This is a genomic window from Arthrobacter sp. NPDC056886, assembly GCF_042788715.1.
Taxonomy (GTDB): domain Bacteria; phylum Actinomycetota; class Actinomycetes; order Actinomycetales; family Micrococcaceae; genus Arthrobacter.
The window spans coordinates 149,878-174,701 of record NZ_JBHUBT010000008.1 but is presented as its reverse complement, the minus strand read 5'-3'; the positions used below and the strand labels follow the sequence as shown (position 1 = coordinate 174,701).

The window sequence follows — 24,824 nt, the reverse complement described above, 5'->3', positions numbered from 1 at the left end:
TACGCACATAGTATTTTGTGCTCCTCGGCACAGTTGTCGACAGCCCCGAACAAGGAAGTCACCCCATGAAGAGCCACGTCATTGTGGCCGGCGCAGGAATTGTCGGCCTCTCCACCGCATATGAGCTCGGACTCCGCGGTCACCGCGTCACCGTCCTCGAGAAGGAGGACGCAGTCGCCGAACATCAGACCGGCAACAACTCCGGAGTGATCCACTCCGGCCTTTACTACAAGCCCGGCAGCCTCAAGGCGACGATGGGCCAGGCCGGGTCACTCTCGATGAAGAATTTCGCCGAGGAACACGGGATCACGGTGGACATCTGCGGCAAGCTCGTCGTTGCGACCGAAGACTCGCAGCTCCCCGCCCTCCAGGAGCTGTACCGTCGCGGCCAGGCCAACGGCGTCCCGTGTCGGGTCATCACCTCCGAGGAAGCCCGCGAGTACGAGCCACATGTTCGCACCGTCTCGGCACTCCGGGTGGAGTCGACCGGCATCGTCGACTACCGCGGTGTCTGCAACACACTGCGCCGCTTGATCGAGGAGAACGGGGGTCAGGTGCTCTTCGGCCAGAAAATCGTCGGAATCGCCTCGAAAAACGACGGAGTCACCGTCAGCACCAAGATCGGAGAGCACCGCGGCGAGGAGTTCGTCAACTGCGCCGGTCTGCACAGTGACCGCATCGCGCGGCTCGCTGGACTCACCCCGCAGGTGCGGATCATCCCCTTCCGCGGCGAGTACTTCGAGCTCACGCCTCAGGAGTCGCACAAGGTCAAGGGCCTCATCTACCCGGTCCCGGATCCTGAATTCCCTTTCCTCGGTGTCCACTTCACGCGGATGTTCAACGGCTCCGTCCATGCCGGACCCAACGCTGTCTTCGCTCTGGCCCGGGAAGGCTACAGTTGGCGCCAGATCAACCCGCGGGACGTACTCGAAAGCGCCATGTGGCCGGGCCTGTGGATTCTCGGCAAGAAGTTCTGGCGCACCGGCATCGACGAGACCCTCCGGTCCCTCTCGCAGAAGAGGTTCCTGGGCAGCCTTCGCGAGCTCATCCCGGACCTCTCGGACGACAGCCTCGTCCCCACCCATGCCGGTGTTCGCGCCCAGGCGATGAAGCGCGACGGCACCCTCGTCGACGACTTCTACTTCGAGCGCGCGCATCGTCAGATCCATGTCCTAAACGCGCCGTCGCCGGCCGCAACCGCGGCGCTGGAGATAGGTCAGCGCATCGCAGACCAAGTAGGAGTAACCGTATGACCACCGAGACCCAGTTGCGACGCTTCACTCCGGAGTCCCTGCGGGCGCAGATCCTCGCCATCCTCGACGCGTGGGGCATGCGTGCCGATTCTGCGGCGATCACCGCCGACGTCATGGTCGACACCGATCTCTCCGCCATCGATTCCCACGGTGTCTCGATGCTGCAGATGTACGAGAAATTCCTGGTGGAGGGCCGCCTCGACCTGACCGCGGAGCCCGAGGTCGTCATGGATGGCCCCGCGTTTGCCGTCGTAGATGGACATCACGGACTCGGGCATCCGACCGGTATCCGATCGATGGAACTAGCAATTGAGAAGGCCCGCGAGAGCGGAATCGGCATGGTGGTGGTGCGCAATTCGCTCCACTTCGGCGCGCTCGGCTTCTACGCCCGTCTGGCCTCGGAGCAGGGGCTTCTCTCGCTCATCACGACGACGACGCGCACACCGGTGACCTCGGCCACCGGCGGGACCACCCCGATTCTCGGCACCAATCCGATCGCCTTCTCCGCGCCCCGCGTGAGCGGTGAGCCCCTGCTGGTGGACATGTCGACCAGCGTCGTCGCCCTCAACAAGGTGAAGGCCTATGCGAACAAGGGCAAGACCCTGCCCGAAGGCTGGGTCTTCGACCGGGCAGGCGAAGCCGTCACCGACGCCACGCATGCCTACTCGCTGCTGACGAAGCTTGGCGCCACGATCAGCCCGCTCGGCGGACCGACCCCCGAGTCTGGCGGCCACAAAGGCTTCGGACTCAGCCTGATGTCGCAGGTACTGAGTGCCGCTCTGTCGAACGCCGCGGGCCCGCTGCAGACCGGCGACCGCGACAACATCGGTCACTTCTTCCTGGTCATCGACCCGGAAGCACTGAACCCCGGCGGCAAGACGCCACAGAACGTCGAACACTTGGTCAACGCAATGCAGCAGGGCGAAAACGGCGTCAGGATCCCGGGCGACCCCGAACGCGAAGCGCGGCGCGAGCGGGGCGAGAACGGTATCCCGATCCCCGACACGCTGTTCACAACGATCAGCGATATCGCCGGGCGCGCCTCGGCTCCGGTGGTCCTCGCCGAGGTGGGCGCCGTCGAGCTCCTCCGACCGGCTACGTCGAGCTGATCGATTTTCGGTCGGCGAGGGCGCGGGCGGCGGCTCCCTCGATGTGCATGCGCATCGCTGCGGCCGCCTTGTCCGCGTCCCTCGCCTCGAGCGCTTCGATAATGTGGCCGTGCTCGACCACTGCGATCGCAGCGGTCCTTGAACTCGCCTGGGCGAGGAGGCGGAACCTACGCACGTGCCCGCCGATCGCCCTGTAGGCGGACTCGAGAAACGGGTTGGCCGCTTGCTGGGAGATCAGCCCGTGAAAGGCATCGTCTGATCGCCAATACTCACTGAACGATTCGGATTCGGCTGCTGCTGCCAGGTCATCGACTGTCTGTTGAAGTTCTGTCAGGAACTCTGGCGTCACTCGGCGCGCCGCCTCTAAAGCGGCGGCGGGCTCAATCACCAAGCGCGCTTCCATGAGCTTGACCAGCTCGTGTTCGCTGAACAACGGCGCGACCCGGTACCCCTTCAACGGCTCGCGGGTCACAAGACCAGTGTGCTCAAGGCGCGCCAGCGCTTCACGTACCGGCGTCTGGCTGACATCAAACTCGCGCGCGATGGACGGGATGTTCAAAGCTTGGCCGGCCTCCCGCGCACCGGCCATGAACTGCTTCAAGAGCTGGTCATAGACGGTGTCGGCATATGTTGTTCCCGGCTTTCGGCGGTTCGCCATGGTATCTCCCTCTCGACTATATTATTCAGCTTATCGGTCGGAGTGCGGTCACGATGGCTTCGCCACGGGAAGAGGACGGCGCCCGCCCCACTTCCGCGTTTCCCGCAGCAAACCACCACGTCCGCGAAGGGCCTTTCGCCGAGGCCACCAGGTGGTCGGCTGGTTGCACAAAACCCGCCCTCCGACACCACTACTGTGCTGGCCGCCCCAACCTCCTGGCCCGACTCGCACGCCGGTTTCGATCTTCAGCGCCCCAATCCCCGAAGTAGTTATGCAGTTACGGTCCGGCAGTCCCCCGCGACAAAGGGCCATCCTTGCACGGGGTCCGCATACCGGAAAGCATGACCGGTTCTTCAAAACTATATGATCACTACTTCAAATATACTATTATGGGAGTGAGCTCCTCTACCCGGGGCGCAAGACAAAGTGACCGTGAATCGAAAGCCCTACCCTTGCTCGACGGTTTGCCAGTCGAGGACAGGTCACAGAACGGAGGAGACCCATGACGGAGTTAAAGTTCGATGCAAACCTCAAGTGGCTGTTCACCGAGGTCGACTTTCTTGAGCGTTTCGACGCGGCTGCGGCGGCCGGGTTTGCCGGCGTCGAGTACGCCGCGCCATACCCTTACAAGGCAACCGAGCTGAAAAAGCGTCTGACGGATGCGGGCCTGAAGCAGGTTCTCATCAACTCACCCACTGGGCAGGCCGGCACCCCCGAACGTCAGGGCATCGCCTGCATGCCCGACAAAGTCGCGCAATTCCACGCCGACTTCGAGCTCGCGCTGGAGTACGCCGTAGAGCTGGACAGCGACTTCATCCACGTGATGGCCGGCATCCGCCAGGCGGACGTCAGCCGTGATCGTGCGTTCGCACGCTTTGTGAGCAACATTATCTGGGCATCCGAGAAGGCCAGAGACACAAACGTCCGGATCGTTCTCGAGGCGCAGAACAAGCGCGACGCACCCGACTTCATACTCGAATCCCAGTCGCACTCGGCTGCGGTCGCCGAGGCGGTGAATGCCGACAACGTGGGCATCATGTTCGACGTCTATCACGCTCAGATTGACGAGGGCGACCTCGTGACGAAGCTGCAGGCGATGCGCCCGGACATCTTTCATGTGCAGGTAGCTGATCCTCCGGGACGGCACGAACCCGGCACCGGCGAGATCAACTACCGAACGATCTTCGACACACTACGCGCTTCCGGCTATACGGGCTGGATTGGCTGCGAATACGAACCCATCGGCGGGACCGTCGAAGGACTCACCTGGATTAAGGAGTTGGCGCAATGACCCTTACGACAGACATATCAGCGGCACCGCGCATTGCGCTCATCCATGCCACGACCGCGGCGATCGCTCCGGCCATTGCCGGCATGAACAACGTGTTCCCGGACGCCGAGGTGTGGAACATCCTCGACGATAAGCTACTCCCCGACGCGGACGCGAATGGTGGCCTCACGGCACACCTAGTCGAGCGGATGAACCGCCTGATCGATCTCGCCCTCGCAGATGGTGCAGCCGGTGTTCTGCTCACCTGTTCTATTTACGGTTCGGTCGCCCACGGGATAAAGGCAGACGTTCCCGTCCTATCACCCGACGAGGCGGCGTTCGAATCAGCCCTCGCGGGCGGCTACGGCAGAATCCTTGTGGTCGCATCATTCGAGACTGCCCTCAACGACTCTCTGACGCGGTTCACCGCGTTCCTGCGGGCCAATGGCTCCACAGCAAAGGTCGTCGGAGAACCTGTTCCCGCAGCGCTGACCGCTACTAAAGCCGGCGACATCAGCGCGCTGACTGCAGCACTGATCGAAGCGGCCAAACCCTTCGTAGGTTCAGTCGACGCAGTGCTGCTCGGTCAGTATTCTCTGTCCCCCGCAGTCACTGCTGTCGAGGAAGCGCTAGGCGTTCCAGTGATCTCTGGCCCACAGGCCGCGGCGCTCAAGCTAAAGGCAGCGGTAACCGCAAACCGACCCTGATCGATGCGCGAAAGGAACTGAAGATGATCTCGTCTTGCCGGATGAGCGACGTCGCCGCAGCAGCCGGTGTCTCGGTCGGCACCGTTTCTAACGTCTTGAACTGCCCTCAGAAAGTGAAAACCGAGACCCGGGCCAGGATTCGGGCGGCCATCGACCGCCTTGGTTATGTGCGCAATGAGCAGGCTTATGAGCTCCGCAAAGGAGCGCAGGCCAGAGGCAGGAAACGCCGCGGGACCTGGGAACACCGGACCACGGAAGTTGACGTTCGGGAGGAATCCCCTGCCCCGGCGTCGCAAACGATCCAGATCCACGGCTCCTCGGCGCCGCTGCAGTTTTTGGAGGGCAGCCACGTCGGTCTTGTCTGCCGCGGCGACGAATTTGCCAGGGGCTGGATGGAGACGGTGACAGCAGACGGATCGGCCGTCTGGGTCTGGCTCGAAGCCGGCGGCGGGCGCCGAATGATTCATGCCAGCGACGGGATCGATCTCGTCATCCTGGAATAAGCCAGGAAACGAACCGAACACCAAGAGCACCGCTACAAGCGAAAGAACTGAACCATGACTCACAACCCAGTGCAGGACCGCTACGATTCCATGCCTTACCGCAGGGTCGGGCGCAGCGGACTGAAACTTCCGGCCGTTTCGCTCGGCCTCTGGCACAACTTCGGCGATGACAAGGCCTTCGAAACGCAAAGGGCCATCCTTCGCCGGGCTTTCGACCTTGGCGTCACGCACTTCGATCTGGCCAACAACTACGGTCCGCCGAGCGGCAGCGCGGAAACGAATTTCGGCCGGCACCTGGCGGACGATTTCAAAGCGCACCGTGACGAACTCGTCATCTCCACCAAAGCCGGATACCGCATGTGGCCCGGACCGTACGGGGAGTGGGGATCCCGGAAATACCTGCTGGCCAGCCTGGACCAGTCACTGGAACGCATGGGCCTGGACCACGTCGATATCTTCTACAGCCACCGCCCGGACCCGAACACGCCACTGGAGGAAACCATGGGCGCCCTCGACACCGCGGTCCGCTCGGGCCGGGCACTGTACGCCGGCATCTCCTCCTACTCACCCGAAAAACCATCCAGGCCGCGGAAATCCTCGCCGATCTGGGCACACCGCTGCTCATTCACCAGCCCTCGTATTCCATGCTCAACCGGTGGACCGAACACGGTGACCCCAACCTGTTCCAGGCCCTCGAACAAGTCGGGGCGGGGTCCATCGCCTTCTCACCGCTGGCTCAGGGATTGCTGACCGCACGCTATCTGGACGGTGTCCCGGAAGACTCCCGGGCAGCGGCGGGCAAGTCGCTGGCAGACACGCACCTCTCCCGGGAGAACCTGGCGCGAATCCGCGGCCTGAACGAGATCGCCGCCGAGCGCGGGCAGACCCTGGCCCAAATGGCCATCGCATGGGTCCTGCGCCCGCAGGAGAAGGGGACACCCGTCACCTCAGCCCTGATCGGAGCCAGCAGCGTCCGGCAACTCGAAGACAACCTCGCGGCAGTCTCGGGCCCGGAATTCACCAGCGAAGACCTCCAGAAAATAGACGGATACGCCATCGAATCCGACATCAACCTCTGGGCGAAGGCTCTGCAGGCGTAAACCTATGGACCAAAGGAGAGCAGCATTCCTCCCGGCCTGGAAGCATTTATTGAGCAGCATGAGCCACAAGCGCACCTATGGCCGGTCCGTCACGCCCAGGCGTAAGCATGTCTATTCTTTCCGAAGGTCGGTGCGGGCAACCCCGAGCCGGACAGGCGGACGTCAGCTAAGGCTTCCGTTCGCTCGCGCCCATCGGCGTTGGTTGAGCGGTCTGGTTGGCTTTGCTGTCCTCTCGCAGAGCTCCTTGTGAGACGAGATCTGCCACCTCCCTGAGGTGCTGTTCCATTGCGTCTTCGGCCGCCTGGGCATCATGGGCAATTACGGCAGCCAGAATGATCCGGTGCCCATCAGTCGAGGCATGCCGGGCCGCCCTGGTTGCATGTGAATGGGCTCTGAGGTCGCCGGTCCATTCCGCTGACAGCCGGTGGACCGCGCTCAGAAGAGGGTTTTGCGCTGCCTCCGCCAGCAGCGTGTGGAACTGCAGGTCCAGACTGAGCGATTCGGAGGGACGGAGATGGTCACCGGATTGATCGAGCACCTCGTGCAATCGGAGGATATCAGCGGCCGTAGCCCGCCTGGCCGCGAAGCCTGCGATTCGAGGCTCGACGACGAACCGCATCTCAGCCGCGTGCCGGACCTGAAGCTCAAGGTCGTTGAGGGTATCGATGAGAACGCCGACCTCCAAAGAAGGCCCGAGCACCGTTGTGCCCCGTCCCGGCCGGCGTTCAATAAGGTGCTTGGCTTCCAGTTCATGCATGGCCTCGCGCAGCGTAGTCCGTGAGACGGACATGCTGACAGCCAGCTCCCGTTCCGCGGGGATCCGCATTCCCGGTTGCAGGTCACCTGAAGCGATGAGTTTTTCGAAGTGGGCGGCGAGCTCTGCACTCGCGTGCCCGCTGCGGCGCCGCAGCGGGGGTATCTCCATGTTGCTCATTTTTGCTCCGATTTCTTGTCCCTGCGACGTCGTCCTGCATCTTGTTTCCGGGACGTAAATCCTTCGTTACAGCCTTGAATATCCCGAAGAAACAGACTTTTAACTGCATATTCTTGGATCAATCTTGGTCCAACCATCCGACCAAGTAAAGATTCGAAGCCGACTGCTTCCCAACGAAAATTCTTTCCCGTCGGCCAGGAAAACCCAACTTTCAAAGGACCCCTCATGAAACATATCTTCCGGACAGCTTCCCTTGCAGCCGTTTCTGCTTCCGCCCTCGTTCTGACCGGTTGCGGCGGCGGCGCAGCGGCCGGCGGCACCACCGCAGCCCCAGCGGCCTATGCTTCCCTGGCCTCCTCGGCGGCCTGCAAAGACCTGCAGAAGAACCACCCCGAGCTGGCAGGCAAGACGCTGAAGAATGCGGTCAATCCCCACACCCCCGGATACGAGGCCCTCGACCCCCAGGACCCGACAAAGTACGTCGGGTTCGACATCGATCTGGGCGAAGCCATCGGCTCCTGCCTGGGCTATTCCGTCAGCTACGTTCCCGTCGCGTTCGCCGAGCTCATCCCCACACTCAGCAGCGGACAGGCCGACATCGTGATTTCGGATCTGTACGCCACGGAGGAGCGTGCGGCAAACGTGGACTTCGTGACGTACTCCAAGGTGTTCGACGGGATTCTGGTCGCCAAGGACAACCCGAAAAAAATTGACGGCATCAACAAGTCACTTTGTGGTGCAACCGTCGCCTTGAACAAGGGCTTCGTTGAGGTGCCCCTGGTCCAGGCCCTGGCACCGGGCTGCAAGACGGCCGGGCTGCCCGAACCCACGGTAAGCCTCTTTGATAACAACGCCGACTGCGCCCAGGCCATCATGGCCGGACGCGCGGATGCCTACATCAATGACGTCAACACCGTAAATACCTTCGTTTCCGAACACACCGACAAGATGTCCAAGGCCACCGCCGTGACCCTGCCCTACAAGATCGGTATCGGCGTTCCCCAGAACAAGACGGGCTTCCGTGACGCCGTGCTGGCCGCCCTGACCCAGGTGCAGTCCAGCGGTCTGCAGACCGAGCTGGCCAAGAAGTGGAAGCTTGACGAGAACGCCCTGGACGCCCCCACAGTTCTGTCTACCAAGTAGCCAACGATGGAAGAGTTCCTCCACTACCTCACCCTCCCCTACCTGTTACAGGGGACGCTGTTCACCCTGCAGCTGACAGGACTGGGATTCGCCGGCGGACTGGTCCTTGGGATCATGCTGGCCTGGATGCAGCTGAGCAGATTCCGTGTCCTGTCCGGTGCAGCCCGCGGCTACACCGTGATCTACCGCGGCACACCACTGATCCTGCAGCTGGTGTTCGTCTTCACCGCACTGCCGCATATCGGCATCGTGCTGCCGCCGATGGTCGCCGGGGGCGTCGCCCTGGCGATGAACGAGGCCACGTTTTTCGCGGAAATTTTCCGGTCCGCCGTCCTCGGCGTGGACCGCGGCCAGCTTTCCGCCGGACGGGCGCTGGGCATGGAACCCGGGCGGCTGATGCGCCATATTATCGGCCCCCAGGCGCTGCGCAGCATGGTGCCAGCGCTCGGGAACGAAGCCGTGTCCACGATGAAGAATTCCGCCCTGGCCTCTATCATTGCCGTGCCCGAGCTGACGCTGCGCAGCCAGCAGCTGGCATCCTCGACGTTCGACTATTTCGGGATCTTCTTCGCTTCCGGCGTCATGTATCTGGCCCTGACCGGGCTCATTTCGGTCATCCAGCTCCTGATCGAAGATGCCCTGAATCTGGACCGGACGCACCGCACCTCCATCGTCTCGCGCCTCGTCCCGTGGCGTAGAAGCCAGGACGGGACCGATAAACCCGTGGCAGAGCAATTTGATCCCTTGGAATTTCTTGAGATACCGGACTTTCCGCCCGCCATGGATTCACCTGCGCTCTCCCCCGTGAGGCCACGCCGGGCCCCCGACGCCGGAACAGCTCCGCAGGCTTCGGGAACCCCGCTTATCGAGGTGAGCGATCTTTATAAGTCCTATGGATCAAACATGGTCCTGCGCGGGCTGAACCTCACGGTGAACCGGGGGGAAGTCACCGCACTGCTCGGGCCCAGCGGTTCCGGCAAGAGCACCCTGCTGCGGACCATCAACCATCTGGAGACGTTCGACTCCGGCCACATCCTGATCGACGGTTCCCGGCTGGGATACAGGAGCGACGGTCGGTCACTGCCCGAACGCCAGATCGCCCGGCAACGCGCGGAACTGGGCGTGGGCATGGTTTTCCAGCACTTCAACCTTTTCAGCCACCTCACCGCCCGCCAAAACGTCGCCGCACCTCTGCGCTGGGTCGAAGGCCTTGCACCGGCAGCAGCCCTGGCCCAGGCCGACGAACTCCTGGACCGCGTCGGCCTGGCCGACCGGGCCGACGTACTCCCTCGCCACCTTTCCGGCGGCCAGCAGCAACGCGTCGCGATCGCCAGGACGCTGGCGGCCAAACCTCGGGTCCTGCTCCTGGACGAACCAACCTCGGCACTGGATCCCGAACTGGTCTTCGAAGTCCTGGATGTCATCCGCCGGCTCGCTTTCGAAGACGGTCTGACGATGCTCATCGCGACCCACCAGCTCCGGTTCGCCAGGGAAGTCGCCGACCGTGTCGTATTCATGGCCTCCGGCACCCTCGTCGAACAGGGCCCGGCTGCCGAGGTCATCAACAACCCGCAAAGCCCACTGGTCGCGAAATTCCTCCGCGCAATGGGCACCGCCGAACTCTAGGACACGTATGCCGCCAACCACCGCCCCCTTGAAAGAGACGTACACCTTCGACGCCACCGCCGGCGTTCCGCCACAGGTCGGTCCCTTCGCGCACGCCACCCGATGGGGCTCCATCCTCTTCGTCACCGGCCAGATGCCCACAGACCCCGACACCGGGCGCCTCGTTGCCGGAGGAATCCGGGAACAGGCCGACCAGGTCCGGCAAAACCTGCAGGCAGTCTTACGCCAATTCAACGCAACCCTCGATGACAGTCTCATGGTCCGGGTCTACCTCCGCGACTTCTCAGACTTTGAAGAATTCAACCGCGCCTACGCCACCTGGTTTGCAGGGCCCCTGCCCAGCCGCACCTGCGTGGGAACCACCGGCCTGGCAGTAGACGCCGCCATCGAAATCGACCTCATCGCAGGCATCACAGAAACAGAGGAAACATGAGCAGATTCTTCCTGGAATCAGGCACCGGTCCCATCCCAGGCGAGCACTACCTCACCTCCCGGCCAGGGGAGGTCCAATGGGGATGGTTACCCAACCGTGACACGGCACCCGTACTCAAGGTCCTCTCCGGCGAGACCGTGACCATCGATACCGTCAGTCACGAAGGCCTGATGGAAGACCAGGGCAGCGATCCGGTCGCTTACCTCGCCCAGTTCGGCGTCGCACGCGACCAGGTGCTGACCGATGTGCAGACCATTTCCCGGGAAGTTGCGCGGGACCCCGACGACGGGCCCCACGTCGTGACCGGCCCGATCACCGTTGAAGGCGCAGAACCCGGGGACCTGCTCAAAATAGACATCCTGTCCCTTGACCTCAGGGCACCCTACGGGTTCATCAGCAGCAGGCACGGCTTCGGGGCACTCCCGGATGAGTTCCCGGACCCGGAGGGCTCCGAATATCTCCGAGACATCGACCGGATCGCGGCCCCCACAACGATCAGCCACTTCAGCCAGGTAGTAGACGACGGCGGAGCCCTCACAGGGGTGATGGATGCCGGACACGACCGAACCCTGCACTTCCCGCTCAGCCCGTTCCTCGGCCTAATGGGAGTCGCCCCCGACACATCCAGTCCTGTACCTTCTATACCCCCGGGAGACCATGGGGGAAACATCGACATCAAAGAAGCCACAGCGGGGACCACTCTGTACCTGCCCGTCCAGACCGCAGGCGCAGGCTTTTACGTAGGAGACCCGCACTTCGCACAAGGAAACGGCGAGGTTGCACTCACCGCACTCGAAGCACCCCTAAGAGCCACGGTGCGCCTGACAGTCATCAATGCCAAAGACGCAGCGCGGCACGCGGGCCTGCTCAAGAACCCCTTTCTGGAAACCCCAACCCACTGGATACCATCCGGAATGGACGCCGACCTCAACGAAGCCATGCGCCAAGCCGTCCGCAACGCCGTCATCTTCCTCAATACCCACCTGGGAGTACCCCGGCAAGCGGCAATGGCATACCTCTCAGCGGCCTCGGACTTCGAAATCAGCCAGGTGGTAGACGACGTCAAAGGCGTCCACTGCAAAATACGCAAGGCCGATTTCGCCCACTGGTCCTGAAATCACCACCAGCCTGCCGGATTCTCATCTAACCCACGGACCCGGCAGGCGTGGCGGCCTCCCCCTTCCCGGCGCGAAGCGGCGTCCGGTCTCGCTCGGCCTTCCGGCCACGGCACTTTTCCATCACCGCCAACTGACAACCAAGAGGAACGATAGACATGCCCAGCCAAGAACTCGCGCCACTGCCCGATACCACGGTGGACAGCCCGTCCCACGCACCCGTGCCCACCGTCGATCCGGGGGACACTACGGTCGTGGGTTCGCTCGACGCCTACGGTTGTCTCGACAGGCAAAAGTTGCCGCCGCAGCAGCGAATGTTCGCGGTTCCGCGCGGACATTGCCCGGGCGTACTCGCGGTTCTTCCGAACTGGATCCTCGCATGAGAGGCCGATGGCAGGTCACTACCGGCATCTTCGAACTCGGCGACCTCGAGGTCGAGCGCGGAGGGGTAATCAAGGACGCGAGGCTCTCCTGGCAGACCCATGGAACGCTTAACGAGGCACGGGACAACGTCATCGTCTACCCGTGCAGCTATGAGGCGACGCATATGGACCTGTCCTGGCTGATCGGTCCCGGCCTCGTGCTCGACCCGGATCGCTGGTTCATCATCATCCCTGACATGTTCTCCGGTGGCCTGTCATCGAGCGCGTCTCATGACCCGGGCTTCCCGGCCGTTGTGACGATGGCCGACAACGTCAGGGCGCAATACCGGCTGATCACCGAGCAGTTCGGTGTCACGAGTGTGGCTGCCGCCTACGGGTTCTCTATGGGAGGCGGGCAGGCCTACCACTGGGCCACCCTGTATCCGGAGCTTGTAGAGCGGGCGATCGTCGTCTGCGGCAGCAGCAAGACCTCCGTCCACAACCGCGTGTTCCTCTCCGGGCTGCTGCGCATCCTCGAGGCCGCCCCCGAACACATTGGCGGGGGACGATTCAGCTCCGAGCCGGTCGCCGCGATCCGCGCGTTCGCCCACGTATACGCCGGCTGGGGACTCAGCCAGGACTTCTACCGGGAGGGATTGTTCGAGACCGCACTCGGCGCGCCCGACCTGGCCACCTACATCAGCACCGACTGGGAGGCAAGGTTCGGACGCCGGCTCGGGGCCAACCTCTACGCACAGGCGATCACCTGGCAGGAATCGGACATCAGCGCCGGTCACAACGGGGACCATCCGGCAGCGCTCGCGTCGATCCAAGCGCGGGTGCTGTTGATGCCCAGCACAACCGACCTGTACTTCCGTGTCGCTGACAACGAAGCCGAACTCGCTCATCTAAGGCACGGGAAGATCGCCCCGATCCAGAGCGTCTGGGGACACCGTGCCGGGAATCCGCGCACCATCCCTGCCGACCTAAAATTCTTGACCGAGCAGGTACACGCCTGGCTCGACACCTGACCACGAGAGGCATCAGCAGACAATGACCAGTCCCCCTCCGACCCCGAGGGCGTCGTCGCGACGAATGCCGTGTTCGGCGGGCGGCGTCCAAGAGGCGGCGTCCTAGTCGCTCTTCGCACTAGGTGTACTGCGCCGGGACGTTGTTGACACGGAGGGTTAGAAAACGAGGAGGACCTCCGGGCTTAGTGGAGCTGTCTTGTTCACACACTTTGCACTCGGAGGTCCTCATGTCCCGCTTTATGTCCGTTTGACGGTTACTGGACGACGCCGGATCGTTGACCGCGTGGCTGCCGGCTGCACCCGGTCGCCCAATTGCTGCGGAGTTGGGCGTGTCCCGGCACACCGCATACCGGTGGATCATACGGTTCGGGGCCGAGGGGGCAACTGGACTGCCAGACCGCTCGAGCCGGCCTAGATCAACACCCACACGCACGAGTGCCGAACGGGGACAAGCCGTCCTGAACGTCCGACGGATGTTCCGAGCAGCTCAAGGGAGCGGCAACAGGTACGACTGCGTCCGCGTCGCCACCGATGACCACACCCGCATCGGCGATGCCCAAGCCCTCCCGGATGAAAGGGCGCCACCGCGGCAGGATCCTGACCCGTGCGGCCCGTTACTTCGCCGAGCACGGCATCCACCGGATAGAACGCGTCACCGAAAACGCCTTCGCCTATCGGAACTCGACTGCATTCCGCCAGGCCGATCTCGGAGCCGTTCAACGCTTTTTTAAGCCCCGCTGCCCCTAGACCAACGGCAAAGCCGAACGCCTTGAGCGCCATAACCGTGCTCAAGGAAATCAAAGAGAACAACCACTGACGCCGGCGCACGCCGGCTGAACCGACCGGATCGGCTCACTCCGGACGTTCAGGGCGGACTTGCCGTCGGCCAGCTGCTCGTCACTACCGTCGCCAACCTGACGCTTAGGATCGCGCTTCAGTCATAGCAGCCCGGCACGCTAAGGGGGATCCGCCAGTCCTAGGATCATCGGGGACTCCCTCAGCGGATTTATCTCGTGTTTCCTTTAGAGAGAGATGCCGAAAGGAAAGCTCATTCGAGCATCAGTGATGAACGGCGCCGTCGTCGTGCCCGTGGAGAACGTGCCCGATGCCGCGATCAAAAAACCCTTCACTGACCCAAGAAAATGTCTCAACCAACACACTGGAGAAACATGCCTACCGCTAACGCTTACGCAGCCCCGTCCGCTACCGAGCCGCTGGTCCCAACCACCATTGAACGTCGCGATACAGGTCCCCACGACGTGCTGATCGAAATCAAGTACGCCGGCATCTGCCACTCGGACATCCACACGGTGCGCGGCGACTGGGGACCACAGCAGTATCCACTCACCCCCGGCCACGAGATCGCCGGCATCGTCACCGGGATCGGCTCCGAGGTCACCCGCCACAAGATCGGTGACCGTGTCGGCGTCGGCTGCATGGTCAACTCCTGCGGCGAGTGCACCAACTGCCGCAAGGGCGAGGAGCAATACTGCCTCGCGGGGATGACCGGCACCTACGGAGCCGTTGACCGCGACGGGACGGTCACCCAGGGCGGGTACTCCACCCACGTCGTCGTAACCGAGGCTTTCGTCGTGACGATCCCGGACACCCTCGAGCTCGACGTCGCCGCACCGCTGCTCTGCGCAGGCATCACCACCTACTCCCCGCTGCGCCACTGGGGCGCGGGCCCCGGCAAAAAGGTGGCCATCGTCGGGCTTGGCGGACTCGGGCACATGGCCGTCCAGCAAGCCCACGCCATGGGCGCCGACGTCACAGTCCTGTCCCAATCGCTCAAGAAGATGGAAGACGGTCTTCGCCTGGGCGCGGACCATTACTTCGCCACCAGCGACCCCACCACCTTCGAACAGCTCGCCGGCACTTTCGACCTGATCGTGAACACCGTCAGCGCCCCGATCGACATCAGCTCCTACCTGCAGCTGTTGACCCTCGACGGCGCCCTAGTGAACGTCGGCGCGCCCGCGGAACCACTCCCGGTGAACGCGTTCTCCCTCATCCTGGGGCGCAGGTCCTTCGCAGGCTCAATGATCGGCGGCATCCGCGAGACCCAGGAAATGCTCGACTTCTGCGCCGAACACCACCTCGGCGCCGAGATCGAAGTCATCCCGGCCGCGAAAATTAACGACGCCTACGAGCGCGTACTGGCCTCCGACGTGCGGTACCGCTTCGTCATTGACACGAGCACAATGAGCTAAACGGACACCCGAATTCATCCATTCCACGCGGCCCGTCAGCACCAGCAGGCGGGCCGCCCTGGCGCCGATCCGCTCCATTCGCGGAGGCGATTCGGGTCAGTGCCGCGTTGCGGACCTCGGCGATAATGTCCGGGTCCTCGTGCAGGCCCGCGACCCGCACGGCCCGGGCCGGACCCCGGCCTTCTCGGCCAGACGGCTGGCCCGCAGCTCGGGCACGACGGAAACTCGCCAGGTGGCGGTCCTCATCTTTCATGCGCTAGCTTCTGCCCAGACGTGCAGCAGTCACAGGCCTTCCCGCTCTCCCCCGCACGTAATATTCAGGCTCCTAGCTCGCAAAACCCCTCCCGGAACGGGCGTTTGGGTCGTTCTCAATGCGGTCATGTTAACACCGTGTTAAACCGCGTTTCAGAGCCGTTTAATGCTCCTCACCCCCGCAAATTCAAGGGTTCTGTGCCCTAACTTGGTAATTGGTCCGACCAAACTACCAATGCCCCCCAAGCCTTCAGGAGCACCCCTTGAACGTCTCAACCGCCCAAAAGCCCGAGCCAGCGGGAACGCTGCCGGCAGTTCGGCCAAGTACTTCAATTCCGCCAAAGCGTCGGCTGCTGCCCGTCAGCGGCAAGCGCCCCGGTCCGGTCGCCGTCACCCTTCTGTTCTCCCTGGGCTGGGTCTTCATGTACGCGGACCGCAACATCCTCTCCCCCGTGATGAGCGTCATCCAGGAACAGTGGGGTCTGAACAAGGGCCAGCTCGGCCTGATGTCCACCGTCTTCTTCCTGACCTACGCCCTGATGCAGATCCCCACCGGCTACCTCGCGGACCGGATCGGCCGCGTCAAGGTGGTGGTCGCCGGCTACGTGATCTTCGGCATCGGCACCATCCTCAGCGGCTTCGCGCCGGGCTTCATGATCTTCCTGCTGATGCGCGCCTTCACCGGAATCGGCGAGGGAACCTTCTACAGCCCGGTTTACGGCATCTCCTCCAGCTACATCTCCGACAAATGGCGCGGCGTCTCCGCCGCCCTCATCAACAGCGGCATGGCCGTTGGCATCTCGCTCGGCTTCATCAGTTCCAGCTACTTCACCTTCACCCTGGGCCTGGAGTGGCAGGTTTCGTTCATCATCTTCGGCGCCGCCACCTTGGCTGTAGCCTTCCTGATCAACTACTTCCTCGCCCCGATCGATGCCGAGCACAAAGCCCAGGTCGCCAAGACGGCCGATTTCGAACTGAACGGTGCGGTCCCGGCCGCCAAGGAATCGAACAGGGCGCTCTTCACCCGCAACCACATCCTCACCTACGTGCTGATCTTCTGCTCCCTCTACGGATTCTTCTCGATGCTGACCTGGCTGCCCACCTACCTCCAGCAGGCCCGCGACGTCGCCCCCTCCCAGACCGGCATCATCGCCTCGCTGGTCCCCTGGGCGTCCATCCCCGGCGCTATCCTGCTGAGCATGCTTGCCCGGCGCCTGAGCAACACGCGCCCGCTGATCGTCCTGCTGTCCGTCCTCGGCGGCGCATGCCAGATCATGGTCCCGCTGACCGGCGAATACTCCCTCATGATCGTGGGCCTGGTGGTGTACGGGCTGGTCGGCAAACTCGCCCTCGACCCGATCCTGATCGCCTTCCTGGCCGAAAACACCCCGCGCTCCATGTACTCACGCGCCTACGGCTACTTCAACTTTGCCGGGATGCTCTCCTCCATCTTCGCCCCCTACATCACCGGCGCCCTCGCCGACGCGACGGGCGCACTCGAGGCGGGCTTCTACCTCTCGGCGGTGCTGCTCCTCGTCGGCGCAATCGCCTTCTGCTTCACCAAGCCGGCGGCAGTACTCGAGCCGGCGCGGTAGCCTCAGACCAACAAAACTGACTGAAGGACACGGCGGCGCCGCCGAACAACGAAAGGCCCACAATGAACGCCCCGACAGGCCAACGCCACGTATTGCGGAAGACCTCTTCCATGAGCGCCGAGGTCGCGGCCTACCTGGAACGCGAGATCGCCTCACGCGGCCTCAAGCCAGGAGACAAGCTTCCGACGGAACGTGAACTGGCCGCAACGCTGTCCGTATCCCGGGCCACGGTACGGTCGGCGCTCCAGGACCTGGAGTCAAAGCACCTGCTGGAACGCACTCAGGGGCGGGGAACCATCGTGGCGGCGCCACCTGCCGAAGTCAGCGAGCTTTACGCCCGGCTCGCCAATTTTGAGAGCGCCCAGCAAGACGTGGCAGAAATGCGCGGTGCCATGGAACCGCTGGTGGCCGAACTCGCCGCCTTGCGGTCCAGCGCCGCAGACCTGATCCAGCTACAGGACGTCCTCGCCGGGTCCAATGAGCATCTGTCCCCCGAAGAGGCACTGCGCCTCGACATACAGTTCCACACCCTCGTAGCTCAGGCAGCACGGAACCAACTGATGACCACTGTCCTCACCATGACAAGCTCGTGGACCTCCGAGGTCCGCCTCCGCTCGCATTCCACGACCGAGGGCCGCCGCCTCTCCATCGAGGGCCACCGCCACATTCTCGACGCCATCCAGGCCCGGGACGCCACCGCTGCGGGGGTCGCCATGCGCGACCACCTGGCAGACGTTGCACTCCTGATCAAAGCCCAGCACTGACGCCGCAGGCCAACCACCGCCTGCGCCCCCTGTCGATTCACAACACCGGAGAAAAATCGTGACCACCGCACTAATCCAGCCCGCGCCCGCTCCTGCCCTGCAATCGTGGGACGGGATCCAGGACGGCACCCTCTATCTGCCTTCTTCTACCCGCAATGTCCTCTGGGGAGCACTTCCCTGCGCAGGCGACCGCCCCGTCCTCAACATCGATTCCGGCACCGACGTCACCGTCGACACCATCAGCCACGAGGGCATCATCGAAGACCAGGGCCGGGACCCGGTTGCGTTCTTCGGATCGCATGGCGTCAGCGAACACATGGTGCTGCAAGACGCCATCGACCTGGCAGGATCGGACATCCAGCGGCCCGCGGACCGCTTCGGCCCCCACGTGGTGACGGGCCCGATAGCCGTCAAGGGCGCCCGCCCCGGCGACCTGCTGAAAATCACCGTGCTGGAAACGACACCACGCGTGCCGTACGGGGTGATCTCCAACCGGCACGGCCGCGGCGCTCTCAGCGGGGAATTTCCACTCGGGCCCGATAACTACAGCGCCTTCGCCACCGTCCGTGACGCCGCGGATGGAACGCCGTCCGGCTGGCTCCCCCTGCGGCCAGGCGAAGAACCCTCGGTGCACTTTCCGCTTAAGCCGTTCCTCGGAATCATGGGCGTCGCGGTGAACGGCGACCAGCGGCCACACTCCGTGCCGCCGGGAAGCCACGGTGGAAACATCGACATCAACCTCCTCACGGCCGGCAACTCGCTCTACCTGCCCGTCCAAGTCCCGGACGCACTCGCCTACGTGGGCGACCCCCACTTTGCCCAGGGTGACGGCGAGGTGTCGCTCACGGCCATGGAGGCATCCCTGCGGGTCCGCCTGCGTTTTGATGTGGTGCCGCAGGATGAGGCGGTGCGCAACTTCGGCGTCCTGAACGGTCCTATGGCCGAAACCCCAGAATTCCTGGTGCCCACCGGAATGGATGAAGACCTCGATACCGCCGTGCAGAACTGCGTCCGCGCCGCCGTCGCCCTGCTCCAGGCCCGGTACAACATGGATCCAAGCCTCGCTTACGCCTACCTCAGCGCCGCCACCGACTTTAACATTTCTCAGGTGGTGGACCTCGTCAAAGGAGTGCACGCCCGCATCCGGGTCGAGGACTTTCTCCGATGACGGCACCGGCAATGCCGGTCCGGGTACCAGGAGCGTTTGACACCCGGGTCTGGCGCGAAGTGGGCGATCCCCTGCTGCCGGCCACCGGAGCCGGACCGCTGACGGGGACGTCCGTGGCGGTCAAGGACCTGTTCGCCCTGGAAGGGTACCCCATCGGTGCCGGCAATGCGGAACGGCTGGCAGAAAGCCCCGACGAAACGACGACGGCGGCTGCGGTCGCCGTCTTGCAGGCAGCGGGCGCCGTAGTCACCGGCATAGCCCGGACGGACGAGTTCGCCTACAGCCTGGCCGGTACCAACTCGCACTACGGCACACCGCCCAACCCGAAAGCGCCGGGCCGGGTCAGCGGAGGATCGTCCTCCGGTTCGGCAAGCGCGGTCTCGCTGGGTCAAGCCACCGTCGGACTGGGGACCGACACGGGCGGCTCGATCCGCGTACCGTCCGCATACCAGGGTCTCTACGGCATCCGCACCAGCCACGGAGCCATCCCCACCGATGGCCTCCTGCCGCTGGCGCCGTCGTTCGACACCGTGGGCTGGATGACACGCGACGCCGCGACGCTTGCCGCCGTCGGAAAGGTCCTGCTGCCGTCCCGGCAGTTCCTGGGGCCGTTGGCCCAGGTGCCGCGGACTGAGCTGCCGTTCACCGGAGCGCTGGTCGCTCCCGAGCTGCTCGCGCTGGCGGAGCCCGAGGTGGGCCTCGCGGTGGATGACTACCTCGCGGCCTGGGCCGTGACTGTGGGGCTTCCGGATCTGCAAACGGCCGGTCTCCGCACGGAGCACCTTCCCGCCTGGCTTGCCGCCTATCAAACGGTCCAAGGCCACGAGGCGTGGCAGCATCACGGACCATGGGTCAGCCGCCACTGGTCTTCACTCGGCGCCGACGTGGCCGCGCGGTTCCACACTGCATCGGGGGTCGATCGCCACGAGGCCGAGGATGCGCGGAATGTGCTCAGCGCTGCCCGGCATCACATCCGCTCCGTCATCGGCAACGGCCTGCTGGTGCTTCCCTCGGCATCGACTGTAGCGCCGTTGATCACCGAGGCCCGATTGGGCGCTGCGGCAATCGAAAACGTGCGCCGCACCACGATGCAGCTGACCTGCATTGCAGGAATTGCCGGGCTTCCGGCGGTCAACATACCCTTGGCCACCGGGGACGGGCTGCCCTGCGGCTTGAGCATCATAGGCCCGGCAAACCGCGACGCCGACATCCTGGCCTTTGCAATCCAACTCAGCGAAAATCGACTCCACCAGCGAAAGAATGAACATGCTTAACCGTTTGAAGTCCGCCAATCCCGCCCGGCTGCACCTGATCCTCATGCTGGTTCTGACGTTTTCTACCGGGGTCATTGACGCGGTGGGCTATCTGGGCCTTGACCGGGTCTTCACGGGAAACATGACCGGCAACGTCGTGATTCTGGGCATGGCGCTCCTCGGCGCCGACAAACTGCCCGTACTTGGGCCCTCCATCGCTCTGGCGGGCTTCATGCTCGGCGCCGCCATCGCCGGCCGCATCCTCAAGCCTGTTACGGCAGGCTGGAGCCGGAGGACCACTGGCCTTCTCACCACCGTCGGTGTAACCATGACCGCCGTTGCCGGTGTCCTGTTCGCACATACCCCGCGCGCCGACGACCCCGTCACCATGACCATTACCGGGGTTTTGGCGGCCGCGATGGGGATTCAGGCAGCCACGGCACGGCACTTGGCCGTCAAGGACGTAACCACAGTTGTGGTGACCTCAACCCTGACTGGCCTGGCCGCAGATTCACGGCTGGGCGGCGGTACGGGCGCCTACGCAGGCAGGCGACTTGCCGCCGTCGTCCTCATCCTGGCCGGGGCAGCTGCGGGTGCCGGACTGCTGCACTTCCACCTCGGCTTCGGAATCCTGCTGACGTCGCTCCTCACGTTCGTAGTGGCCGTGATCGGCGGTCTCGCCCGCGAGCGGGCGCCGCAGCAGGAGACACCTTCAGCCGCAGAGCCCACATCATCGGTGGGAGCGACGAGGTGAGCAGGTCAGCGTCCAGTAGATCGTTGCGGACCTCGGTGGGCAGGGCGTTGTACGTGTAGGAGGCGACGGTCATGAGTGCGGTCGCGCGGCCGAGGCTGTAGCGCGGTGTGGCCATACTTGCTGCTGCAGGATCCCCACGGTGGCTGCGGGGGGATCCTGGCGGAGCCTGTCATCGACCCGGGCGATGTAGATGTTGACCTTGCCGCGAATTCGGGCTGGAACATGCCTGGAATTCCTCCAGTGGGAGGTCTGGTTTCGCCGGCACGCTGCAGTGTCTTGCGTTCCGAGTGCGTCATGCACAGCTCTTCAGCGGCTTATCAGGGCAACGCTGGCCGCGCCGCTTGCCTGAGTTTGACGATCACCACCTGTTCGGCCGCCGTGGGTTGACGGGTCGCGGAGCGGGCCAGCTGGATCCTCCAGCTCAGGGGAGTTTTCACGGACCAGGTGCCAGTCGCGGCGCCGTTCTTCAACGCTGACTCGGGCAGGAACACGACGCCGAGGTCCTGCCGGACGAGTTCCAGAGCCATGGCGAAGGACACCACCTCGGTGGAGACTGTGCGGTTCAGTCCGGCAGCGGAGAAGGCCTTGTCCACCTCAGCGCGGTTTCCCCAGCCCTCGGGAAAGTCAATGAATTGTTCGTCGACAATCTCGGACAATACGACGCGCTTCCGCCCTGACAGTCGGTGGTGTTCCGGGCAGACAAAGACGATGCTCTCGGCGTGCAACGGGAACAGCTCAAGACCGGCCGCCGCCTGCTCCGGCACGGACACCAGCGCCAGATCCAGGGCGCCGGAACGGAGGTCCTCTAGGCTGGTGCGCGTGCCCTGGACGGTTTGCCGGAGCTTCACGACGACGTCCGGGTAATCCCGGCGGACCCCCTGCAGGATCCGCAGCACATCGATGGAACCGGCATGGGCCAGGATACCGAGGACAACCGTGCCCCGCACCGTCCCGCTGGCGGCGTCGACGCCGTCCCGGGCAGCCTGGACGTCCGCCAGGATCCCGCGCGCGTGCGGGAGAAGTGCCTCCCCTGCCGGCGTGAGCCGTATGCTCCTGCCCCGGCGCACGAACAACTCCGCACCCAGCTCGCGTTCAAGCTGTTTAATCCCGGCAGACACGGCGGACTGGACGATGTTGACTCGGCGGGCACCGCGGGTGAAGCTCAGGGCATCGGCGACCGCAACGAAGTATTCGATCTGAAAGAGCTGCATGCATCCAGTATCGCCAATGACGATGAATAGCATCACCATTAAGCGTTGGACGCGATGCGTGAGCGGTTGAATACTGGAGAAATGGCTACTACTTCAATCAGTGAGGCCCCGAATACGGACGTTAACCGGGCCCACGAACGCAAGCACGCACGCGGGTTCTGGATCGTCGCCTTCGTCTTTACGATCACGATGGCCTTCGCCGCAGCGCCTGCCCCGCTGTATGTGCTCTACCAGCAGCGCGATGGCCTCAGCACCTTCACCATCACGGCCATCTTCGCCGCATACGCCGCCGGAGTGGTGGTCAGCCTGTTCCTGGCAGGACACATTTCCGACAGATTCGGCCGCCGCAGGCTTATCGCTCCGGCCGTCCTGCTCAACGTCATCGCAGCCCTGGTCTTCCTGGCCTGGCCCGATCTGCCGGGCCTGCTGCTGGCGCGGTTCATCTGCGGCCTCGGCATCGGCATGCTCACCGCAACCGCCACCGCACATATGACCGAACTCCACAGTGCGGCACGACCCGACGCCGGACCCCGTCGCCCAGAGGTGATCTCCACCGCAGCCAACATCGGGGGCCTCGGCACCGGGCCGCTCCTTACCGGACTTATGGCCGAATACGCGCCGATGCCCCTCTACACGCCGTTCGTGGTCTTCGCATTCCTGCTGCTCATCGGGCTGCTGCTGATGGCCATCGTTCCCGAAACCGTCAAACACGTCGACGGAACCTGGACCTACCGTCCCCAGCGTGTCGTGGTGCCGCGCGCCGCGCGGGGACAGTATGCGGCGGTGGCCCTGATGGCATTCGTGGGATTCGCCATGTTCGGTTTCTTCACCTCGCTTGCCCCCACGTTCATCTCGGGGCAGCTGGGTATCACCTCCCACGTGGTGGCCGGTGTCGTGGCCTTCGTCGTTTTCGCCTCCTCGGCAGCCTTCCAGGTGCTCTCCTCCCGCTGGAAGCGCACCGCACAGTTCGCCGTCGGTCTGATCCTCCTCGCAACGGGACTCGCCCTGGTCACAGCGGCGATCACCGTTGCGTCTCTTCCGGTGTTGATTGCTGGTGGAATCGTCGCCGGATCCGGGGTAGGCGTGATCTTCAAGTCAGCGATCGGAACCGTGATCGCCGTCTCCCCTCCGGACACCCGCGGGGAAGCGCTGGCCGGGCTGTTCCTCGTCTGCTACGTCGGCATGGCGCTGCCCGTCGTCCTACTCGGACTGATCATGCAGACAGTCCCGATGGTCCCGTCCGTCGTGATGTTCGGGGCGCTCATGCTGGCACTGATCGTCATCACCGCCGTGACCCTGATCCGCACCAACGGCAGGGGCGCGTCGGGACCCGCCGGTCTGCCGACGACCTCGAAGCAACCGATTCAAGGGAGAGTGCATCATGGCTGAATGGGATGCAACTCCGCCGACTGCAGTTCCCGGAGTGCCATACACGTCGGCGCGATGGCCGTGCCTCGGCCGGACAAATGATTCCAAGAATATTCCGTCAAGGGAGAACGAAATGACAACTGTTGCAGTACTAGGTGCGGGTGCACTCGGAGCGGCCATGGCTACCCGCTTAGCCGAGGGTGGTTTCGACGTTTGTTTGTGGAACCGCACCGCGGCCCGGGCTGAAGAGGTGGCTGCGGAGTCGGGCAGAGTGGTGGCTGCCGGAACTGTCGCGGTGGCGGTCGCGGACGCGGATGTTGTGCTGACTGTGCTGCGGGACGGACCGGCCGTGGCCGCCGTAGCCGAGGAGATGCTGCCGGCCATGAGATCCGACGCCATCTGGGTCCAGGTCAGCACGGTCGGGCCGGTCGACGCACATGAGCTACGCGACTCAGCGGCCAGCCAGGGAATCACGTTTCTCGATGCTCCGGTCTCGGGAAGCACCCCCCAAGTTCAGCAAGGGGCGCTGCTCTGGCTTGTTTCCGGCCAGGACGCTGCCGTGAACATTGCACGCCCGGTCCTGGAGAGGCTGGGCAAGGAAGTTGTCGTCGTCGGGGCCGGGCTGGAAGCAAGCGCCCTCAAACTGGCCATGAACACGTGGCTGGCAGCGTCGACTGTCGCGATTGCCGACGTTCTGAAGGTGTGTGACGCCTTGGAAGTCCCTCACGAAACGCTAGTGAGAACGCTCCAAGCCACCCCGTTAGCCATGCCTTTTGCGTTCGCCAAGATCGATCTCATGGAGAAGCAGCAGTATCCGGCAGGCTTCGCCGTCGACCTCGCACTCAAGGACATCGAACTGACCCTGCAGAACGCGGAACTCAGGCTGCCCTTCCTGGAAGCGGTGCGCGAACGCCTCAAGGCAACTGTCAGAGCCGGTCACGGCCGGGAAGACGTCGCGGCCGTGTACGAGGCGGAGCAGTAGAAGTAGGACCAAGCCAGAAG

22 protein-coding genes and 1 pseudogene are annotated in these 24,824 nt (G+C 63.9%); 20 read left to right on the top strand and 3 right to left on the bottom strand.

Features of this window, described 5'->3' with window-relative positions; translation table 11 throughout:
- The first annotated feature begins 65 nt into the window (after positions 1-65).
- Entirely contained in the window at positions 66-1,253 is a 1,188-nt protein-coding gene (lhgO, locus tag ACFRJ8_RS15280) for an L-2-hydroxyglutarate oxidase (protein WP_377987000.1), read from the top strand.
- Entirely contained in the window at positions 1,250-2,362 is a 1,113-nt protein-coding gene (locus ACFRJ8_RS15275) for an Ldh family oxidoreductase (protein ID WP_377986999.1), read from the top strand. Before lhgO ends, ACFRJ8_RS15275 begins: the two co-directional genes overlap by 4 nt.
- Here the strand turns inward: ACFRJ8_RS15275 and ACFRJ8_RS15270 are convergent.
- Positions 2,349-3,020 carry a GntR family transcriptional regulator gene (locus ACFRJ8_RS15270; protein ID WP_377986998.1) on the bottom strand — a complete coding sequence of 224 codons (672 nt, stop codon included), beginning with the start codon at positions 3,018-3,020 and terminating at the stop codon, positions 2,349-2,351. The genes ACFRJ8_RS15275 and ACFRJ8_RS15270 overlap by 14 nt on opposite strands.
- A gap of 502 nt (positions 3,021-3,522) precedes the next feature.
- Between ACFRJ8_RS15270 and ACFRJ8_RS15265 the strand changes: the two genes are divergently transcribed.
- The 4 genes and pseudogenes from ACFRJ8_RS15265 (at position 3,523) to mgrA (ending at position 6,600) form a co-directional block, all read left to right on the top strand.
- Positions 3,523-4,311 (top strand): hydroxypyruvate isomerase family protein, encoded by a 789-nt coding sequence (locus ACFRJ8_RS15265; RefSeq protein ID WP_377986997.1) that lies wholly within the window; start codon positions 3,523-3,525, stop codon positions 4,309-4,311.
- On the top strand, positions 4,308-4,997 hold the full coding sequence (locus ACFRJ8_RS15260) for an aspartate/glutamate racemase family protein (RefSeq protein ID WP_377986996.1): 690 nt from the start codon (positions 4,308-4,310) through the stop codon (positions 4,995-4,997). The genes ACFRJ8_RS15265 and ACFRJ8_RS15260 overlap by 4 nt, the downstream gene beginning before the upstream one ends.
- A 41-nt stretch (positions 4,998-5,038) precedes the next feature.
- A complete protein-coding gene (locus ACFRJ8_RS15255) occupies positions 5,039-5,500 on the top strand; it encodes a LacI family DNA-binding transcriptional regulator (protein WP_377986995.1) in 462 nt (153 codons plus the stop codon).
- Positions 5,501-5,554: 54 nt separating this feature from the next.
- A pseudogene (gene mgrA / locus ACFRJ8_RS15250) lies at positions 5,555-6,600 on the top strand (L-glyceraldehyde 3-phosphate reductase).
- Between the two features lie 166 nt (positions 6,601-6,766).
- On the opposite strand, the gene ACFRJ8_RS15245 reads toward mgrA, so the two are convergent.
- A complete protein-coding gene (locus ACFRJ8_RS15245; protein ID WP_377986994.1) occupies positions 6,767-7,534 on the bottom strand; it encodes a FadR/GntR family transcriptional regulator in 768 nt (255 codons plus the stop codon).
- 225 nt (positions 7,535-7,759) lie between these two features.
- On the opposite strand from ACFRJ8_RS15245, the gene ACFRJ8_RS15240 reads away from it, so the two are divergent.
- The 12 genes from ACFRJ8_RS15240 (at position 7,760) to ACFRJ8_RS15185 (ending at position 21,243) form a co-directional block, all read left to right on the top strand.
- Entirely contained in the window at positions 7,760-8,677 is a 918-nt protein-coding gene (locus ACFRJ8_RS15240) for an ABC transporter substrate-binding protein (RefSeq protein ID WP_377986993.1), read from the top strand.
- Positions 8,678-8,683: 6 nt separating this feature from the next.
- Positions 8,684-10,303, top strand: coding sequence for an amino acid ABC transporter permease/ATP-binding protein (locus tag ACFRJ8_RS15235; RefSeq protein WP_377986992.1), 1,620 nt, complete (start codon positions 8,684-8,686; stop codon positions 10,301-10,303).
- 7 nt (positions 10,304-10,310) lie between these two features.
- On the top strand, positions 10,311-10,736 hold the full coding sequence (locus ACFRJ8_RS15230; protein WP_377986991.1) for a RidA family protein: 426 nt from the start codon (positions 10,311-10,313) through the stop codon (positions 10,734-10,736).
- On the top strand, positions 10,733-11,851 hold the full coding sequence (locus ACFRJ8_RS15225) for an acetamidase/formamidase family protein (RefSeq protein WP_377986990.1): 1,119 nt from the start codon (positions 10,733-10,735) through the stop codon (positions 11,849-11,851). Before ACFRJ8_RS15230 ends, ACFRJ8_RS15225 begins: the two co-directional genes overlap by 4 nt.
- A gap of 379 nt (positions 11,852-12,230) precedes the next feature.
- Positions 12,231-13,244 carry an alpha/beta fold hydrolase gene (locus ACFRJ8_RS15220; protein WP_377986989.1) on the top strand — a complete coding sequence of 338 codons (1,014 nt, stop codon included), beginning with the start codon at positions 12,231-12,233 and terminating at the stop codon, positions 13,242-13,244.
- A gap of 275 nt (positions 13,245-13,519) precedes the next feature.
- Complete coding sequence (locus ACFRJ8_RS15215; protein WP_377986988.1) at positions 13,520-13,975, top strand: leucine zipper domain-containing protein; 456 nt, start codon at positions 13,520-13,522, stop codon at positions 13,973-13,975.
- 438 nt (positions 13,976-14,413) lie between these two features.
- Positions 14,414-15,457 (top strand): NAD(P)-dependent alcohol dehydrogenase, encoded by a 1,044-nt coding sequence (locus ACFRJ8_RS15210; protein WP_377986987.1) that lies wholly within the window; start codon positions 14,414-14,416, stop codon positions 15,455-15,457.
- A gap of 515 nt (positions 15,458-15,972) precedes the next feature.
- Positions 15,973-17,304, top strand: a complete 1,332-nt coding sequence (locus ACFRJ8_RS15205; protein WP_377986986.1) for an MFS transporter — start codon at positions 15,973-15,975, stop codon at positions 17,302-17,304.
- Positions 17,305-17,414: 110 nt separating this feature from the next.
- A complete protein-coding gene (locus ACFRJ8_RS15200) occupies positions 17,415-18,068 on the top strand; it encodes a FadR/GntR family transcriptional regulator (protein ID WP_377986985.1) in 654 nt (217 codons plus the stop codon).
- A gap of 58 nt (positions 18,069-18,126) precedes the next feature.
- Positions 18,127-19,236, top strand: coding sequence for an acetamidase/formamidase family protein (locus ACFRJ8_RS15195; RefSeq protein WP_377986984.1), 1,110 nt, complete (start codon positions 18,127-18,129; stop codon positions 19,234-19,236).
- Positions 19,233-20,510, top strand: a complete 1,278-nt coding sequence (locus tag ACFRJ8_RS15190; protein WP_377986983.1) for an amidase family protein — start codon at positions 19,233-19,235, stop codon at positions 20,508-20,510. The genes ACFRJ8_RS15195 and ACFRJ8_RS15190 overlap by 4 nt, the downstream gene beginning before the upstream one ends.
- A complete protein-coding gene (locus ACFRJ8_RS15185) occupies positions 20,503-21,243 on the top strand; it encodes a YoaK family protein (protein WP_377986982.1) in 741 nt (246 codons plus the stop codon). Before ACFRJ8_RS15190 ends, ACFRJ8_RS15185 begins: the two co-directional genes overlap by 8 nt.
- 317 nt (positions 21,244-21,560) lie before the next feature.
- Here the strand turns inward: ACFRJ8_RS15185 and ACFRJ8_RS15180 are convergent, their stop codons facing one another.
- Positions 21,561-22,454: a LysR family transcriptional regulator gene (locus tag ACFRJ8_RS15180; RefSeq protein ID WP_377986981.1), complete on the bottom strand. Its 894-nt coding sequence runs from the start codon at positions 22,452-22,454 to the stop codon at positions 21,561-21,563.
- Between the two features lie 81 nt (positions 22,455-22,535).
- On the opposite strand from ACFRJ8_RS15180, the gene ACFRJ8_RS15175 reads away from it, so the two are divergent.
- Together ACFRJ8_RS15175 and ACFRJ8_RS15170 are read left to right on the top strand one after the other, a co-directional pair.
- Complete coding sequence (locus ACFRJ8_RS15175) at positions 22,536-23,843, top strand: MFS transporter (RefSeq protein WP_377986980.1); 1,308 nt, start codon at positions 22,536-22,538, stop codon at positions 23,841-23,843.
- Positions 23,836-24,804 carry an NAD(P)-dependent oxidoreductase gene (locus ACFRJ8_RS15170; protein ID WP_377986979.1) on the top strand — a complete coding sequence of 323 codons (969 nt, stop codon included), beginning with the start codon at positions 23,836-23,838 and terminating at the stop codon, positions 24,802-24,804. The genes ACFRJ8_RS15175 and ACFRJ8_RS15170 overlap by 8 nt, the downstream gene beginning before the upstream one ends.
- The last annotated feature ends 20 nt before the right edge of the window (positions 24,805-24,824 follow it).